The following is a 15,168-nucleotide window of genomic DNA, read 5'->3' on the forward strand; positions in this document are numbered from 1 at the left end:
AGCGGCCCGCGGGCCGCCTCCGGGCATCAAGCGTGATCAGCGCTTGGCCGAGCCGTCGGCCGCCGCATTCAGCGCCATGCCGTTGTCGCTGCGCGAGGCCTTCGCCGAGGCGCTGCCCTCGGCCTGGCCCTTGCGGCCGGTGGCCTGGCCGCTGGCGCTGCCGCCGACTTCCTTCTTGCTGGCATTGCCGGCCGAGCTGCCGCCCAGGGCCAGCGGCGACGCGGGCTTGGCGGGCGTCGTGGACGCGGTGGGAGCGGCCGGTGCGGCGGGCGGGGTCGGCGCCGTGGTCGTCGGCGTCGCCGGGGTTGCCGGCGTCGTCGCGGCCGGCGTGTCGCTCGGCTTCACCGCACCATTCAGCATGCCGCCGCCCTGGCCGGCCAGATTGCCGCTGACGCCGTTGGCCGTGCCGTTCAGCGCGCCGTTCAGGCTGCCGTCGGCGCTGCCCGAGGCGGCACCAGCGACCTGGCGCAGCGAATCCTTGGCGCCTCCGCCGGCGGTCTTGAGTTCGCCGACCTTGCCGCTGGCCGTGTCCTTGACGCCGCCCACGGCGCCCTTGGTCTTGTCCAGCGTGCCCTTGACCAGAGAGCCGTCGGCCGAACCGCTGGCATTGCCGCCGGCCTTGCCGCCGACGTCGAGCTGGCGCGGCGACAGCGCGCCGTTCAGGCCGCCGGTCAGGCCACCGGTGAGGCCGCCACCACCGCCGAGCAGGCCGGCGTGGGCGGTCGTGGCAATGAGGCCGGCCGCCATGGCGACGGCGCTCAGGGTGATGCGGAAGCTGCGACGGGTTGCAACCATGATGGATCTCCGGGGTTTTGATCGGAAGAGCCAGCCATTCCGGCCCTTTCACTGATCACAACGACCCCGGTCCCGACTTCCTTCCCGGCCCAGGTGCAACGGTCTGTATCAGCGCTGCTGCCGGGCCTGCAACTGCTCGGGCACGACGCGCAGGTCCTCGGCGACGAGGCCGCGGCCGTAGACGGGGTCGCGGCCCGGGGCGCCCAGGTCGACGGCCGACGCCGCCAGCTTCTCGACGACGGCCGCCGCGGCCGCGGCATCGGGCTCGCGCAGTTCGGCCGCCAGCAGGCCCGCCACCAGCGGGGCCGCGAACGAGGTGCCGCGCGCGATGCCGTAACCACCACCGCTGCGCGCCACCGCCATGTCGGCCCCCGGCGCCGTCAACAGCACCTGCGGCCCCTGCGCCGCCTCGGGCAGCACGCGGCGGTTGCTGTTGATGCCGGTCACGCCGACGACGCCGACATAGGAGGCCGGAAACAGCGGCGGGGCGGCCGGCCCGTCGTTGCCGACGGCCGCGACCAGCAGATGGCCGCGCTTCACCAGGGCCGCCACGCCCTGCTCCAACAGCCGGTTCTGCGGCCCGACCAGGCTGAGGTTGATGACGGCGACGCGCTCGCGCGCCATCCAGGCCAGAGCGCGCACGACCTCCTCGGCCGAGCCACCGTCCGGCTTGTCGCAATAGACGTCGGCCGCATAGAGCTCGGCCTTCACGGCCGCACCGGCAAAGCCGCGGTCGCGGCCGACGAGCAGGGAGGCGACGGCGGTGCCGTGCTCGCTCGGCACGGCGTTGCCGCCGCAGCCAAAGCTGGGGCCACCCGCATGGCGCAGGGCGGCATGGCGGCGATCGACACCGCCGTCGATGAGGCCGATGCGTACGGAGCCGCGCTGCGCCGGAGCCGCCGGCGAGCCGCCCTTCGCCACCTCGCCGCTGCGTGAATACAGATGGTTGAAGTCGGCCTGCAAGTCCGGCTGGGCCGCGCGCAGCTTGTCCAGCGCCTCGGCCGTGTCCAGGCCCATGGGCACGCGCAGCACGACCTCGCGCAAGTCCAGCTCCGGCCAGGCCTCCTCGCGCAGCTTGACGAGGCCCAGGGCTGCGGCAGCCGCCAGGGCCGCATCGCTGGGCGCCAGCAGCACCAGTTCGCGCCGGCGGATCAGCTCGCCGCGCGGGTCGGCCTCGATGACGTCGGGATGGCGCAGCAGCAGGTCGCGCACCTGGGTCACGCGCAGGTCCACGAGCCGGGTGGTCGATGACAGCAATTCGGGCAGGGGCTGCACCACGCGGTCGACGACGCCGGGCAGGCGCTGTACCCCGGGCAGCTGCGGCAGGCGCAGTTGGGCCTGGGCCGCGAAGCTCAGGCTCAGTGACAGGGCGAGGACGGCTTGTTTCATGGCTTTGTGAGGATAACGAGCAGATAACGGATGACAGCGGGAAGAAAATCCATGCCTCGTCCGTTGTCCCTGTATCGATGCCCGACAACCCTTCCGAACTTCGCCAGGAGATCGCCGCCCTGCTGCCGCGGCTGCGCCGTTTCGGCCGCACGCTGGCTCACTCCCGCGAAGACGCCGACGACCTCGTGCAGGTCGCCATCGAGAAGGCCTTGACCCGCACCGACCAGTGGGCGCCTGGAACGCGCCTGGACAGCTGGATGTTTCGCATCATGCAGAACGCGTGGATCGATGAACTGAGGGCCCGCGAAAGGCGCGGCCAGACCTTCCTGCCCGAGGAGGAGGGCGAACATGTCGGGGACCGCGCGGCAAGCTCGGGTTCTGGCTCGCAGCTCGACGCCATCCTCGTTCGCAAGGCCGTGGCCAGGCTCAGCGACGAGCACCGCGCCATCGTCGGCCTCGTCCTCGTCGAAGGCCTGAGCTATCAGGAAGCAGCGGAGACCCTGGGCGTGCCGGTCGGCACGGTCACGAGCCGCCTCGCCCGGGCCCGCGAGGCTTTGCAGGAATTGCTGGGAGAGTGGCCATGAGCCGCAATGAAGAAGACGCGCTATTGAAGGCCGAGCGCCAGCGCATGGGGGCGGCCTTCGACGATGTCCTGAAGGAGCCGGTGCCCGACCGCCTGAAGGCCTTGCTGGCCGAGCCGGTGGCCGAGGTCGTGAACCTGGGCGCCGTGCGCGCGCAGCGGCGGGGCATGTCGAACTGGGCCGCCTGGGGCGGCATGGCGGCGACCCTGGTGCTGGGCACCTTGATGGGCACACGGCTGGCGCCGTCGGACGGCGACGGCCTGGACCGGGGCCGGCTGGTCGCGACGGGCAGCATCGCCAAGGCCCTGGAAGGCCAACTGGCCAGCGCGGTCGACGGACCGGTGGCGGTGCAGATCAGCTTCAAGGCCAAGGACGGCCGCTATTGCCGCAGCTTCTCGGCGGCGGCGACGGCGGGCCTGGCCTGCCGCGAAGCCGATGGCGTGTGGGCCTTGCAGCAGGTCGCGGCCGTCGCGCCAACGAACAGCTCGGGCATGCGCCAGGCCGCCAGCGCCCTGCCGCCCGCCGTGCTGACCGCCATTGACGCCAACATGGCCGGAGAGGCGCTGAACGCCGATCAGGAAAAGGCGGCCCGCGACGCCGGCTGGCGCCAGGGTCCGTTGGTGCCCTAGGCCACGGCCTGGAAATGCTCCATGCTCGGCGGGCTGGCGAAGTAGCTGCCGATGTGGCCGCGCCAGACGGCGAACAGCGGCCCGTTGCGGAAACCCTGCATATGGGCTTCCAGCGTCTGCCATTCGACCAGCAGCACATAGCGCTCGGGCGATTCGAGGCCGCGCTGCACGCTGGCGCGGATGAAGCCAGGCGACTGCGACAGCGCCTCGGCAATACCCAGTTGCAGGGCGGTTTCGAAGGCGGCCTGCTGGCCGGGCAGGATGCGGAAGTCGGCGATTTCGAGAATCATGGGCCCGACTCTGCCATGTATGCCACGCCCGTGGAGTTCAGGCCGATTTGTGGTCTTGCATCAGGCCGACGGCCAGGCCCAGCGGATCCAGCATCACCGCCATCACGTCGCCGTCCGGCAAGGCCGTGACGGGCACGATGACCATGGCGCCCTGGGCCGTGGCGGCCGCCAGCGTGGCGGCCACGTCGGGCACGCTGACGAAAACCTGCACGCTGCTGGGGGCGCCGGGCGGCGCGGGCCAGATGCCGCCGGGGATGCCGCCCGGCGCGGCCGGGATCTCGCGGTAACCCATGGCGTTGTGGGCCGTGATGGCCCAGCCGAACACGCGGCCATAGAACTGCGCGGCCTTCTCCGGATCGGGCGTGACGATCTGCCAATGCGTAACGGGTGCGGTCATCGTGGAGTCTCCTCGAGGGGGGATTGAAGTTGCCAGTCGCCCCGACTCCGCATGACGAGCACGCGGTCGACCAGCAGGCGCTGCAGGGCCACGTTGACAGCGTCCAGCGGCAGGCCGGTCATGGCGGCCAGCCAGCGGGAGTCGGGACGGAAGTCGCGTCGCGTGATGGCGCGGCATAGGCCGCGGCGGGCCTCGGCGAGGCCGAGCTGGGCGATGTCGGCGTCGGCCAAGCCCAGGCGCCGGCCCAGGCGCTGCACGCAGCGACCGGTGGCGATGGTGCGACCGGCCAGCAGCCGGGTCAACGTGGCGTGGTGCACGCCCAGCGACTGCGCCAGCGCTCGCAGCGAATAGGCCGGATTGACGGCGCGGCGGCGGGCCAGGGTGTCGGCGAGCAGGGTGTGCAGAACCATGGCGGCCAGCTTAAGCGCGGGCCGGGCGCTGCTCGAACAGAAACTGGTGCGATCCCCCGGTCAGGGCGCCTTGTCGGGTTCCGGGATGCGGCTGATCTGCACGCTGACGATCTTCCAGGCGCCGCGCCGCTTCACGTAGATGTCGATGTAGCGATAGTGGGTCTTGAAGGCCTGGCCCTCGTAGCTGCCGGTCATGCGGGTGCGGCCGCTGAGCAGGGCCGTTTCGCCGTAGACGCGCACCTCGAAGTCCTCGACCGTGTAGGGGTCGAGGACGAGGTCGGGCGACATCAGGCCCTCGACGAAGCTGGCCTTGGTCTCGACATGGCCGCGGCCGTCGATCTGGCGGAAGTCGCCGGCCATGTTGGACTCGATGGCGGCTCGGTCCTTGCTGACGATGGCCCGGTCCCAGGCATCGGCCTGGGCCTTGAGCCGGGCGACGAGGCCGGCGGGCGGCGCCGCCTGGGCCGAGCCGGCGACCATCGCCAGGGCCGCAAGCAAGCTGCGGCGAGTGCTCATGGGGCCAGGCTGCGCCAGATCAGGCTGGTGATCAGCTCGCGGGCGGCCTCGAAGTCGGCGTCATCCAGATGCGGTTTGCCCATGTAGAGGGAGAACTGCGGCCCCAGGTCGGCATAGGCCTGGGTGGACGACCAGATCAGGAACATCAGGTGGGTGAAATCGACGCGGCGGATCAGGCCCGCATCGGCCCAGCCCTCGAAACGCTCCACGTCGGCGTGCAGCAGCGGCATGACCTGGGCCTTCAGCACGTCCTGGTAACGCGGCGCGCCGGCCATGATCTCGCGCGTGAAGACGGCGTTGCCGCTGGCGCGGTCGCGGCTGAAGCGCAGCTTGACGGCCACATAGGTCTGGATGGCCGCCTCGGGCTCGTCGGCCTCGGCGATCGCCGTCATGTTGGCCATCCACTCGCCCATCACGCTGTCCAGCACGGCGCGGTAGAGCTCTTCCTTGCTGGGCCAGTGGTAAAGCAGGTTCTGGCGCGACAGATCCAGCACGGCCGCGATGCTGTCGAGGCTGACGCCTTCGAATCCGTAGCGGGCAAATTGGCGTTCGGCTTCGGCGAGGATGGCCTCCTGCTTGCGCAGGGTGGCGGCGCGCGGGGTGCGCGTCACGGTCACGGGATCGGTCATGCGGCGGATTTTGACGGGGCGCTCCCGGCGGGAGCTGCGGGTTTTTACGTCTACGTCAATTTTTACAGGGTAGTAATGTTTGACTGTTTTCCCTTGGGAGATTCCCGTGGACCTTGCCGATTTGAAATCCGGCCGACTGAAGGCCGATGACTACGCCCGGAATTTTGCGGACGGTCACCCGCCGCTGAACCGCACCCAGGCGCTGATCGAGGCCGAGCGCTGCTACTACTGCTACGACGCGCCCTGCCAGACGGCCTGCCCGACGGGCATCGACATCCCGAGCTTCATCCAGCGTATCGCACAGGACAACGTCCGGGGCGCCGCTGAAAGCATCCTGACAGCCAACCCGCTGGGCGGCATGTGCGCCCGCGTCTGCCCCACCGAGGTGCTGTGCGAGCAGGCCTGCGTGCGCAACACCAACGAGAGCAAGCCGGTCGAGATCGGCCTGCTGCAGCGCTTCGCGGTGGAGGGTCACTTCGCCAATCCCGGAGCCAAGCCGCTGTTCGAGCGCGGCATGCCGACGGGCAAACGCGTCGCCGTGGTCGGCGCCGGCCCGGCCGGCCTGGCCGCGGCCCACGGCCTGGCCTGGCGCGGTCATGACGTCGTGCTGTTCGACGCCAATGCCAAGCTCGGCGGCCTGAACGAATACGGCCTGGCCACCTACAAGGTCGCCGGCGGCTTCGCCCAGAAGGAAATCGACTGGCTGCTCAGCATCGGCGGCATCACGCCGAAGCTGAACTGTCGACTCGGCCGCGACATCACCCTCGACGGCCTGCTCGCCGAATACGACGCCGTCTTCCTCGGCCTGGGCCTGGCCGGCGTCAATGCCTTGGGGCTGTCCGAGCCCGAAGTCGACGGCCTGCGCGATGCGGTGGACTTCATCGCCGAACTGCGCCAGAGCAACCCGGCCCAGGTGGCCGTGGGCCGCAAGGTCGTCGTCATCGGCGGCGGCATGACGGCCGTGGACGCTGCCGTGCAGAGCCGGCTGCTGGGTGCCGAGCAGGTGACCATGGTCTACCGCCGCGGCCCCGAGGGCCTGTCGGCTTCCGAGTACGAGCAGCACTGGGCCCAGACCCATGGCGTGACGCTGCGCTGCTGGGCTCGCCCCCTGTCCGTCGAGGCAGCGGGCGGCGTGCTGCGCGGCATGCGCTTCGCGGCGACCAAGCTCGAAGGCGGCAAGCTGGTCGACACCGGCGAGCAGTTCTTCCTCGAGGCCGACATGGTGCTGCGCGCCATCGGCCAGACCTATGAAGCCGCACCGGCTGGCACGGCCATCGAGCTGCAGGGCGGGCGCATCAAGACCGATGCCGACGGCCAGACCAGCCTGGCCCGCGTCTGGGCCGGCGGCGACTGCCGCTACGGCGGCCGCGACCTGACCGTCGAAGCCGTGGAGCACGGCAAACGCGCCGCCGTCAGCATCGACCGCGCCCTGGGCCTGAGCACCGTCCGCCATCTCGACAAGGAGGCCAGCCATGGCTGACCTGAGCACCAACTTCCTGGGCATCAAGAGCCCCAACCCCTTCTGGCTCGCGTCGGCCCCGCCGACCGACAAGGAGGTCAATGTGCGCCGCGCCTTCGAGGCCGGCTGGGGCGGCGTGGTGTGGAAGACCCTGGGCGAGGACCCGCCGGTCGTCAACGTGAACGGCCCGCGCTATGCCACGCTGTGGAGCCAGGACCGCCGCGTCATCGGCTTCAACAACATCGAGCTGATCTCCGACCGGCCGCTGCAGACCAACCTGGACGAGATCCGGCGCGTGAAGCGCGACTTCCCGGACCGTGCCATGGTGGTGAGCCTGATGGTGCCGGTGAACGAGCCGGCCTGGAAGGCCATCCTGGAGCGCGTGGCCGACACCGGCGCCGACGCCGTCGAGCTGAACTTCGGCTGCCCCCACGGCATGAGCGAGCGCGGCATGGGCTCGGCCGTCGGCCAGGTGCCCGAGTACATCCAGCAGGTGACGGAATGGTGCAAGAAGCACACCAAGATGCCCGTCATCGTGAAGCTGACGCCCAACATCACCGATGTGCGCTTCCCGGCGCGCGCGGCGCATGCCGGTGGCGCCGATGCGGTCAGCCTCATCAACACCATCAACTCGGTGATGGGCGTGGACCTGGACACCATGATCATGAGCCCGTCCACCGACGGCCTGGGCTCGCATGGCGGCTACTGCGGCCAGGCCGTCAAGCCCATCGCGCTGAACATGGTGGCCGAGATCGCGCGTGACGCGACCACGGCCGGCCTGCCCATCAGCGGCATCGGCGGCATCACCACCTGGCGCGACGCAGCCGAGTTCATCGCCATGGGCTGCGGCACGGTGCAGGTCTGCACCGCCGCCATGGTCTATGGCTTCAAGATCGTGCAGGACATGTGCTCGGGCCTGTCCAACTTCATGGACGAGAAGGGCTACAAGACGCTGGCCGACTTCCAGGGCCGCGCCGTGCCCACGGTGAAGAACTGGAACCAGCTCAACCTGAACTACGTCGAGAAGGCCGTTATCGACCAGGACAGCTGCATCCAATGCGGCCGCTGCCACGTCGTCTGCGAGGACACCTCCCACCAGGCCATCTTCGCCACCAAGAACGGCCAGCGCCATTTCGAGGTCAATGACGCCGAATGTGTCGGTTGCAATCTCTGCGTGTCGATCTGCCCCGTCCCTGGCACCATCTCGATGCGCAAGCTGCAGGCCGGCGAGACGGATGCCCGCACGGGCCGCGTCATCGACGGCAGCTACGCGAACTGGACCACGCATCCCAACAATCCCATGCGATCGGGCTGCGCTTGAAGGACAAGCCATGAGTCACTACGAAGTCGCCCACTGGATCAACGGGGCCGTCACGCGCGGCCAGCCCAAGGGCCAGCAGGACATCTACAACCCCGCCACCGGCGCGGTGCAGGGCCAGCTGCTGCTGGGCAGCGCGGGCGACCTGGATGCCGCCGTCGCCAGCGGCACCAAGGCCGCCAAGGCCTGGGCGCAGACGCCGGCGCTGGCGCGCTCGCGCGTGCTGTTCAAGTTCCTGTCCATCGTGCAGGACAAGCGCGAAGAACTGGCCGCCGCCCTGGTGCGCGAGCATGGCAAGACCCTGCCAGACGCGCTGGGCGAAGTGGCCCGCGGCATCGAGAACATCGAGTTCGCGACCGCCATGCCCCAGTTGCTGAAGGGCGAGTACACCGAGCAGATAGCCCGCGGCCTGGACGCCTGGAGCGTGCGCCAGCCCCTGGGCGTCGTGGCGGGCATCACGCCGTTCAACTTCCCCGCCATGGTGCCCATGTGGATGTACCCGCTGGCCATCGGCTGCGGCAATGCCTTCATCCTCAAGCCCAGCGAGCGCGACCCCAGCGCGTCGCTGTTGATGGCGCAATGGCTGAAGGACGCCGGCCTGCCGGACGGCGTCTTCAGCGTCATCCAGGGCGACAAGGACATCGTCGACGCCATCCTGGCCCACCCCGGCATCGCGGCGGTCAGCTTCGTCGGCTCCACCCCCGTGGCCGAGCACATCTACAAGGTCGGCTCGGCCCACGGCAAGCGCGTGCAGGCCCTGGGCGGCGCCAAGAACCACATGGTTGTCATGCCCGATGCCGATCTCGAGCAGGCCGTCGACGCGCTGATGGGCGCGGCCTATGGCTCGGCCGGCGAGCGCTGCATGGCGATCTCGGTCGCCGTGGCGGTGGGCGACGCGGCCGATGCGCTGGTGGCGGCGCTGGCGCCCAAGGTCGCGGCGCTGAAGATCGGCGAAGGCCATGGCAGCGGCATCGAGATGGGCCCGCTGATCACGCGGGCCTCGCAGCAGCGCGTCGAGAAGCTGATCGGTGAAGGCGTGGCGGCCGGTGCCAAGGCCGTCGTCGATGGCCGCGGCTATCGCGTGGCCGGCCATGAGGACGGCTTCTTCGTCGGCGGCACGCTGCTCGATGGCGTCAGCGCCGACATGACTTGCTACAAGGAAGAAATCTTCGGCCCGGTGCTGTGCGTGGTGCGCGTGCCCGACCTGGCTGCGGCCCTGGCGCTGATCGAAGCCAACGAATATGCGAACGGCGTGGCCATCTTTACCCGTGACGGCCATGTGGCGCGCGAGTTCGTGCACCACATCCAGGTCGGCATGGTGGGCGTCAATGTGCCCCTGCCGGTGCCCATGGCCTTCAACAGCTTCGGTGGCTGGAAGCGCAGCCTGTTCGGCGACCACCACGCCTACGGCCCGGAAGGCGTGCGCTTCTATACCAAGCACAAGGCCGTCATGCAGCGCTGGCCTGATTCGCTGCCCAAGGGCCCGCAATTTGCTTTCCCGCAGAACACGTAAACCCCACGGAAACTGCCCATGACAGACCCGACGCTGAGCAACCCTGATCTCGTACCGACGACAGCTGCGCAGCGAACGTGGCGCTGGTATCACTTTGCCGCGTTGTGGGTCGGCATGGTCATGTGCATACCGGCCTACACGCTGGCGGCCAGCCTGATCGAGTCGGGCATGAGCTGGAACCAGGCCGTCGGCACGGTCTTCCTCGGCAACCTCATCGTGCTGGTGCCCATGCTGCTGATCGGCCATGCCGGCGCCAAATACGGCATCCCGTATGCGGTGCTGGCGCGCGCGTCGTTTGGCACCCAGGGCGCGCGGCTGCCGGCCCTGCTGCGGGCCCTGGTGGCCTGCGGCTGGTACGGCATCCAGACCTGGTTCGGCGGCCAGATGATCTACACCCTGGCCGGCGTGCTGGTCGGCCAACCACTCACGGGCGACCCGCTGCCGGGCCTGGGCATCAACCCGGCCCAGCTCGGCTGCTTCCTGCTGTTCTGGGCCCTGCAGTTCTATTTCGTCGTGCACGGCATCGAGGCCATCCGCAAGCTCGAGACCTACACCGCACCGATCAAGATCGTCATCTGCTTCGTCTTGCTGTGGTGGGCCTGGGACAAGGCGGGGGGCTTCGGCCCCATCCTCGACCAGCCCTCGGCGTTTGTGGAAGGCGGCAAGAAGGCCGGCCAGTTCTCGGCCGTGTTCTGGCCCTCGCTGACCGCCATGGTGGGTTTCTGGGCCACGCTGGCGCTGAACATCCCCGACTTCACCCGCTTTGCCAAGAGCCAGCGCGACCAGCTCGTCGGCCAGGCCATCGGCCTGCCGGCGCCCATGGGCCTGCTGGCAGCGCTGGCGGTCTTCGTCACGTCGGCCACCGTCGTCATCTACGGCAAGGCGCTGTGGGACCCGGTGGACCTGGCCAGCCGCATGACGGGCGCCGCGGTGCTGATCGCCCTCATCGTGCTGCTGATCGACACCGTCAGCGTCAACCTCGCCGCCAACCTGGTCGGCCCGGCCTATGACTTCTCGGCGCTGGCGCCCGGCCGCATCAGCTACAAGACCGGCGGCATGCTGACGGCCGGCATCGCCATCGCCATGATGCCGTGGAAGATCCTGGCCTCGACCGAGGGCTATATCTTCACGTGGCTGATCGGTTATTCCGCGCTGCTGGGGCCGGTGGCGGGCATCCTCATCGTCGACTACTACGTGCTACGCAAGACCGAGCTGGCCGTCGATGAGCTCTATCGCGAGGGTGGCCGCTACAGCTATCGCGGCGGTTGGAATATCGCCGCCGTCGTCGCCTTCGTCGTCGGCGTCGCGCCCAATGTGCCCGGCTTCCTGAACGCCGCCTTCCCGGCCGCCTTCCCCGAGGTCGGCGCCGCCTTCAAGGCCATCTACACCTACGCCTGGTTCGCCGGCCTCGCCCTCGCGGCCATCGTCTACGGCTTGATGATGGCCGGCAAGACCCAATCCCAACCGCTCACCCGGAGCGCGACATGACCTCCTCTCCCCTCCTGATCCGCGGCGCCGTCGTCGTCAATGCCGACGCTGAAAGCCGCACCGATGTGCTGTGCATCGACGGCCGCATCGCGGCCCTCGGCGACCGCGCCGCAAAGGAAGCACCGAGCGGCACCACGACGCTGGATGGCACCGGCCAGTACCTGCTGCCCGGCGGCATCGACCCGCACACCCATATGCAGCTGCCCTTCATGGGCACGGTGACGCAGGACGACTTCTTCAGCGGCACCGCCGCGGCCCTGGCGGGCGGCACGACCAGCATCATCGACTTCGTCATCCCCAACCCGCAGCAGCCGCTGATGGACGCCTACCAGCAGTGGCGCGGCTGGGCCGAGAAGAGCGCGGCCGACTACGCCTTCCACGTCGCCGTGACGTGGTGGAGCGAGCAGGTCCATGCCGACATGGGCACGCTGGTGCGCGAGGAAGGCGTGAACAGCTTCAAGCACTTCATGGCCTACAAGAACGCCATCATGTGCGACGACGAGACGCTGGTGAACAGCTTCAAGCGCGCCCTCGAACTCGGCGCCATGCCGACCGTGCACGCCGAGAACGGCGAGCTCGTCTATCTGCTGCAGGCCGAGGTCGCCAAGATGGGCATCACCGGCCCCGAAGGCCACCCGATGAGCCGCCCGCCCATGGTGGAAGGCGAAGCCGCCAACCGCGCCATCGCGATTGCCGACGTGCTGGGCGTGCCCATCTACATCGTGCATGTCAGCTGCATCGAGAGCGCCGAAGCCATCGCCCGTGCCCGCGCCCGTGGCCAGCGTGTCTACGGCGAAGTGCTGGCTGGCCATCTGCTCATCGACGACAGCGTCTACCGCGACCCCGACTTCGCCAAGGCCGCCGCCTATGTGATGAGCCCGCCCTTCCGACCCAAGATCCACCAGGAGTTCCTGTGGCGCGGCCTGCAGAGCGGGCAGCTGCACACGACCGCGACCGACCACTGCACCTTCTGCGCGGGCCAGAAGGCCGCCGGCATCGACAACTTCGCCAAGATCCCCAACGGCTGCGGCGGTGTCGAGGAGCGCATGGCGGTGCTGTGGGACGCCGGCGTCAACTCCGGCCGGCTCACGCCCAGCGAGTTCGTCGCCATCACCTCGTCCAACGCGGCCAAGCTCTTCAATATGTACCCGCGCAAGGGCGTCATCGCTGAAGGCGCCGACGCCGACCTGGTGCTGTGGGACCCGGCCGGCATCAAGACGCTGAGCGCCAAGACCCAGTTCTCCAAGAACGACTTCAACATCTTCGAGGGCCGCACCGTGCGCGGCATCCCCAGCCACACGATTGCGCAAGGCCGCGTCGTGTTCGCCCGCGGCGAGCTGCGTGCCGAGCAGGGCAAGGGCCGCTATCTGAAGCGCCCGCCGTTCGGCCCGCAGTTCGATGCGGCCGCCAAGCGCGCCGCCGACCTGCAGCCCACCGCCGTCGCCCGATGAGCAAGCAGACCGTCGTCCCGCAGCTGCGCATGATCCAGGCCGATCGCAGCCTGGCGTTCTATGTCGATCAGCTCGGGTTCACGGTCGACTGGCAGCACCAGTTCGAGCCCGGCTTTCCCCTCTTCGTGCAGCTGACACGCGAGGGCCAGACCATCTTCCTGAGCGGCCACGCCGGCGACTGCGCGCCCGGCGGCGCCGTGTATTTCTGGGTGCCGGACGCGGATGCAACCTACGCCGCCTTCACCGCCAAGGGCGTGCAGCCCGTCAAGCCCATCGAAGACATGCCCTGGGGCGTGCGCGAGTTTTTACTCGTCGACCCCGACCACAACAAGCTGCGCTTCGGCACCGCCCTGAATCCTTAGGAGTCCACCATGGACATGCCCACCACGAAGACCGACATCACCCAACTGCGCGTCAACGGCCAGCGCCTCTGGGACTCGCTGATGGAGCTCGCCAAGATCGGCGCGACGGAGAAAGGCGGCGTCTGCCGCCTGACCCTGACCGACCTCGACAAGCAGGGCCGCGACCTCGTCACGCGCTGGGCGCGCGAGGCCGGCATGACGGTCACCATCGACCAGATCGGCAATGGCTTCATGCGCCGCGCGGGCCGCAACAACAGCCTGCCGCCCATCATGACCGGCAGCCACATCGACACCCAGCCCACCGGCGGCAAGTTCGATGGCAACTACGGCGTGCTGGCCGGCATCGAAGTCGTGCGCACGCTGAACGACCACGGCATCGAGACCGAGGCGCCCATCGAGGTGGCGTTCTGGACCAACGAGGAAGGCTCGCGCTTCGTGCCCGTCATGATGGGCTCGGGCGTGTTCGCCAAGGCCTTCACGCTGGAGCATGCCTACGCGGCGACCGACACCGAAGGCAAGACGGTCAAGGGCGAGCTCGAGCGCATCGGCTACATCGGCAGCCAGGTGCCGGGTGACCATCCCATCGGCGCCTATTTCGAGACCCATATCGAGCAGGGCCCGGTGCTGGAGGACCATGACAAGACCATCGGCGTCGTCACCGGCGTGCTGGGCATCCGCTGGTACGACTGCGTCGTCACCGGCATGGAGGCCCACGCCGGCCCCACGCCCATGGCCCTGCGCAAGGATGCGTTGCAGGTGGCCACCAAGCTGATGCAGGAAGTCGTCGCCTGCGCCCATCGCCACCCGCCACATGGCCGCGGCACCGTGGGCATGGTGCAGGTGCACCCCAACAGCCGCAACGTCATCCCGGGCCGCGTGAAGTTCAGCATCGACCTGCGCAACGCGACCGACGCGCTGTGCGAAGCCATGGACGCCGACATCCGCGCGGTCGCTGCCAAGCTGTCCGCCGACAGCGGCCTGCCCATCGAGATCACGCCCGTCAGCGCCTACCCGGCCCAGCCCTTCCACGCCGACTGCATCGCGGCGGTGCAGAAGGCCGCCGACACGCTGGGCTACAGCAATATGCGCGCCGTCTCCGGCGCCGGCCACGACGCCGTCTACATGGCCCGCCTGGCCCCGGCCGGCATGATCTTCATTCCCTGCAAGGACGGCATCAGCCACAACGAGATCGAGGACGCGAAGCCCGAGCACATCGAGGCGGGGTGCAATGTGTTGTTGCAGGCGATGCTTGAACGGGCGCGAGGCTTCTACGTCGTCTAGCTGATCGCTTGAAGTGCCGTTGCACAGTTCATACTTGGGTGAATGCGAAATCCTCAAAGCGTTCGCACCGGTGCTATCGTTCAGTTCGCGATCAGGTCTGAAAGGAATGCTATGGACGCAGATCTAGCCAAGCAAGTTGAAGCTGCGATTCTGAAGGCCTTGGCCCGTCAACAAAAGGCCGCGAGCATTAAAAAGCTCGTCGAGCAAATCACCGACCAAGATGCCAAATTTCGCGGTGTAGACGTCAAGATTGCTGCCATGAACCTTGTCGCGCGTGGCAAAGCCGATCTCAACGAACGTTGGCAAATTTCATCTGCGATCAAATAGGTGACTCTGCGTGGGAGGAACACCTATAAAACCTGCGAAGACAGGGGATAAGAAAAAAGCAGCCGCCGTCCAGCCAACTGGGCGCATTGACCGGCGCTCGCTTAGCGGGGCTGATGCGTCGCTGAAAGATGTGCGATCCGAGTTTAAACGTGATCGAGATCGCATTCTCTATAGCGAATACTTTCAGCGCTTGGCTGGGGTGACGCAAGTAGCTTCAGCAGCGGAAGGTGGCGTATTCCACAACCGCCTAACCCACTCTACAGGGACTTCCCGGTTAATCAACCGGATTGATGTGGGCGGTATTCGATAGTTGCCGTTGCTGTTTTCCTCAAG

Annotated in this window: 17 protein-coding genes; 10 read left to right on the forward strand and 7 right to left on the reverse strand. The window is 68.5% G+C overall.

The window, feature by feature from the left end; all coding sequences use genetic code 11:
• Positions 1–36: 36 nt before the first annotated feature.
• Together AC3WOE_RS15610 and AC3WOE_RS15615 are read right to left on the reverse strand one after the other, a co-directional pair.
• The gene (locus AC3WOE_RS15610; protein WP_492691644.1) at positions 37–795 is read right to left on the reverse strand and encodes a hypothetical protein; all 759 of its coding nucleotides are present in this window, start codon (positions 793–795) and stop codon (positions 37–39) included.
• Positions 796–903: 108 nt separating this feature from the next.
• On the reverse strand, positions 904–2,184 hold the full coding sequence (locus AC3WOE_RS15615; protein ID WP_492691646.1) for a S8 family serine peptidase: 1,281 nt from the start codon (positions 2,182–2,184) through the stop codon (positions 904–906).
• A gap of 77 nt (positions 2,185–2,261) precedes the next feature.
• On the opposite strand from AC3WOE_RS15615, the gene AC3WOE_RS15620 reads away from it, so the two are divergent.
• Complete coding sequence (locus AC3WOE_RS15620; protein ID WP_492691647.1) at positions 2,262–2,768, forward strand: RNA polymerase sigma factor; 507 nt, start codon at positions 2,262–2,264, stop codon at positions 2,766–2,768.
• Entirely contained in the window at positions 2,765–3,394 is a 630-nt protein-coding gene (locus AC3WOE_RS15625; protein WP_492691648.1) for a NepR family anti-sigma factor, read from the forward strand. Before AC3WOE_RS15620 ends, AC3WOE_RS15625 begins: the two co-directional genes overlap by 4 nt.
• Here AC3WOE_RS15625 and AC3WOE_RS15630 read toward each other — a convergent pair.
• From AC3WOE_RS15630 to AC3WOE_RS15650, 5 genes are read right to left on the reverse strand one after another with little or no spacing between them, the layout of a single operon-like run.
• A complete protein-coding gene (locus tag AC3WOE_RS15630) occupies positions 3,391–3,684 on the reverse strand; it encodes an antibiotic biosynthesis monooxygenase family protein (RefSeq protein WP_492691649.1) in 294 nt (97 codons plus the stop codon). The genes AC3WOE_RS15625 and AC3WOE_RS15630 overlap by 4 nt on opposite strands.
• Before the next feature lie 37 nt (positions 3,685–3,721).
• Positions 3,722–4,081 (reverse strand): VOC family protein, encoded by a 360-nt coding sequence (locus AC3WOE_RS15635; protein WP_492691650.1) that lies wholly within the window; start codon positions 4,079–4,081, stop codon positions 3,722–3,724.
• Positions 4,078–4,491, reverse strand: a complete 414-nt coding sequence (locus AC3WOE_RS15640; RefSeq protein ID WP_492691652.1) for a helix-turn-helix domain-containing protein — start codon at positions 4,489–4,491, stop codon at positions 4,078–4,080. The genes AC3WOE_RS15635 and AC3WOE_RS15640 overlap by 4 nt, the downstream gene beginning before the upstream one ends.
• Positions 4,492–4,551: 60 nt before the next feature.
• Positions 4,552–5,007: a nuclear transport factor 2 family protein gene (locus tag AC3WOE_RS15645; RefSeq protein WP_492691653.1), complete on the reverse strand. Its 456-nt coding sequence runs from the start codon at positions 5,005–5,007 to the stop codon at positions 4,552–4,554.
• The gene (locus tag AC3WOE_RS15650; RefSeq protein WP_492691655.1) at positions 5,004–5,636 is read right to left on the reverse strand and encodes a TetR family transcriptional regulator C-terminal domain-containing protein; all 633 of its coding nucleotides are present in this window, start codon (positions 5,634–5,636) and stop codon (positions 5,004–5,006) included. The genes AC3WOE_RS15645 and AC3WOE_RS15650 overlap by 4 nt, the downstream gene beginning before the upstream one ends.
• Before the next feature lie 106 nt (positions 5,637–5,742).
• On the opposite strand from AC3WOE_RS15650, the gene AC3WOE_RS15655 reads away from it, so the two are divergent.
• Genes AC3WOE_RS15655 through AC3WOE_RS15690 form a run of 8 tightly spaced genes read left to right on the forward strand, consistent with a single transcriptional unit; the run spans position 5,743 to position 14,835 of the window.
• Complete coding sequence (locus AC3WOE_RS15655; RefSeq protein ID WP_492691656.1) at positions 5,743–7,116, forward strand: NAD(P)-dependent oxidoreductase; 1,374 nt, start codon at positions 5,743–5,745, stop codon at positions 7,114–7,116.
• Positions 7,109–8,416 (forward strand): NAD-dependent dihydropyrimidine dehydrogenase subunit PreA, encoded by a 1,308-nt coding sequence (gene preA / locus AC3WOE_RS15660; protein ID WP_492691658.1) that lies wholly within the window; start codon positions 7,109–7,111, stop codon positions 8,414–8,416. Before AC3WOE_RS15655 ends, preA begins: the two co-directional genes overlap by 8 nt.
• A gap of 10 nt (positions 8,417–8,426) precedes the next feature.
• Entirely contained in the window at positions 8,427–9,926 is a 1,500-nt protein-coding gene (locus tag AC3WOE_RS15665) for a CoA-acylating methylmalonate-semialdehyde dehydrogenase (protein ID WP_492691659.1), read from the forward strand.
• 18 nt (positions 9,927–9,944) lie between these two features.
• Complete coding sequence (locus AC3WOE_RS15670) at positions 9,945–11,414, forward strand: NCS1 family nucleobase:cation symporter-1 (protein WP_492691660.1); 1,470 nt, start codon at positions 9,945–9,947, stop codon at positions 11,412–11,414.
• A complete protein-coding gene (gene hydA / locus AC3WOE_RS15675; protein ID WP_492691661.1) occupies positions 11,411–12,865 on the forward strand; it encodes a dihydropyrimidinase in 1,455 nt (484 codons plus the stop codon). Before AC3WOE_RS15670 ends, hydA begins: the two co-directional genes overlap by 4 nt.
• Positions 12,862–13,227 carry a bleomycin resistance protein gene (locus AC3WOE_RS15680; RefSeq protein ID WP_492691663.1) on the forward strand — a complete coding sequence of 122 codons (366 nt, stop codon included), beginning with the start codon at positions 12,862–12,864 and terminating at the stop codon, positions 13,225–13,227. Before hydA ends, AC3WOE_RS15680 begins: the two co-directional genes overlap by 4 nt.
• Before the next feature lie 9 nt (positions 13,228–13,236).
• Complete coding sequence (locus tag AC3WOE_RS15685) at positions 13,237–14,508, forward strand: Zn-dependent hydrolase (RefSeq protein ID WP_492691665.1); 1,272 nt, start codon at positions 13,237–13,239, stop codon at positions 14,506–14,508.
• A gap of 42 nt (positions 14,509–14,550) precedes the next feature.
• Entirely contained in the window at positions 14,551–14,835 is a 285-nt protein-coding gene (locus tag AC3WOE_RS15690; protein ID WP_492691666.1) for a hypothetical protein, read from the forward strand.
• Positions 14,836–15,168: the final 333 nt, after the last annotated feature.

Source organism: Roseateles sp. FW305-36 (genome assembly GCF_058787015.1).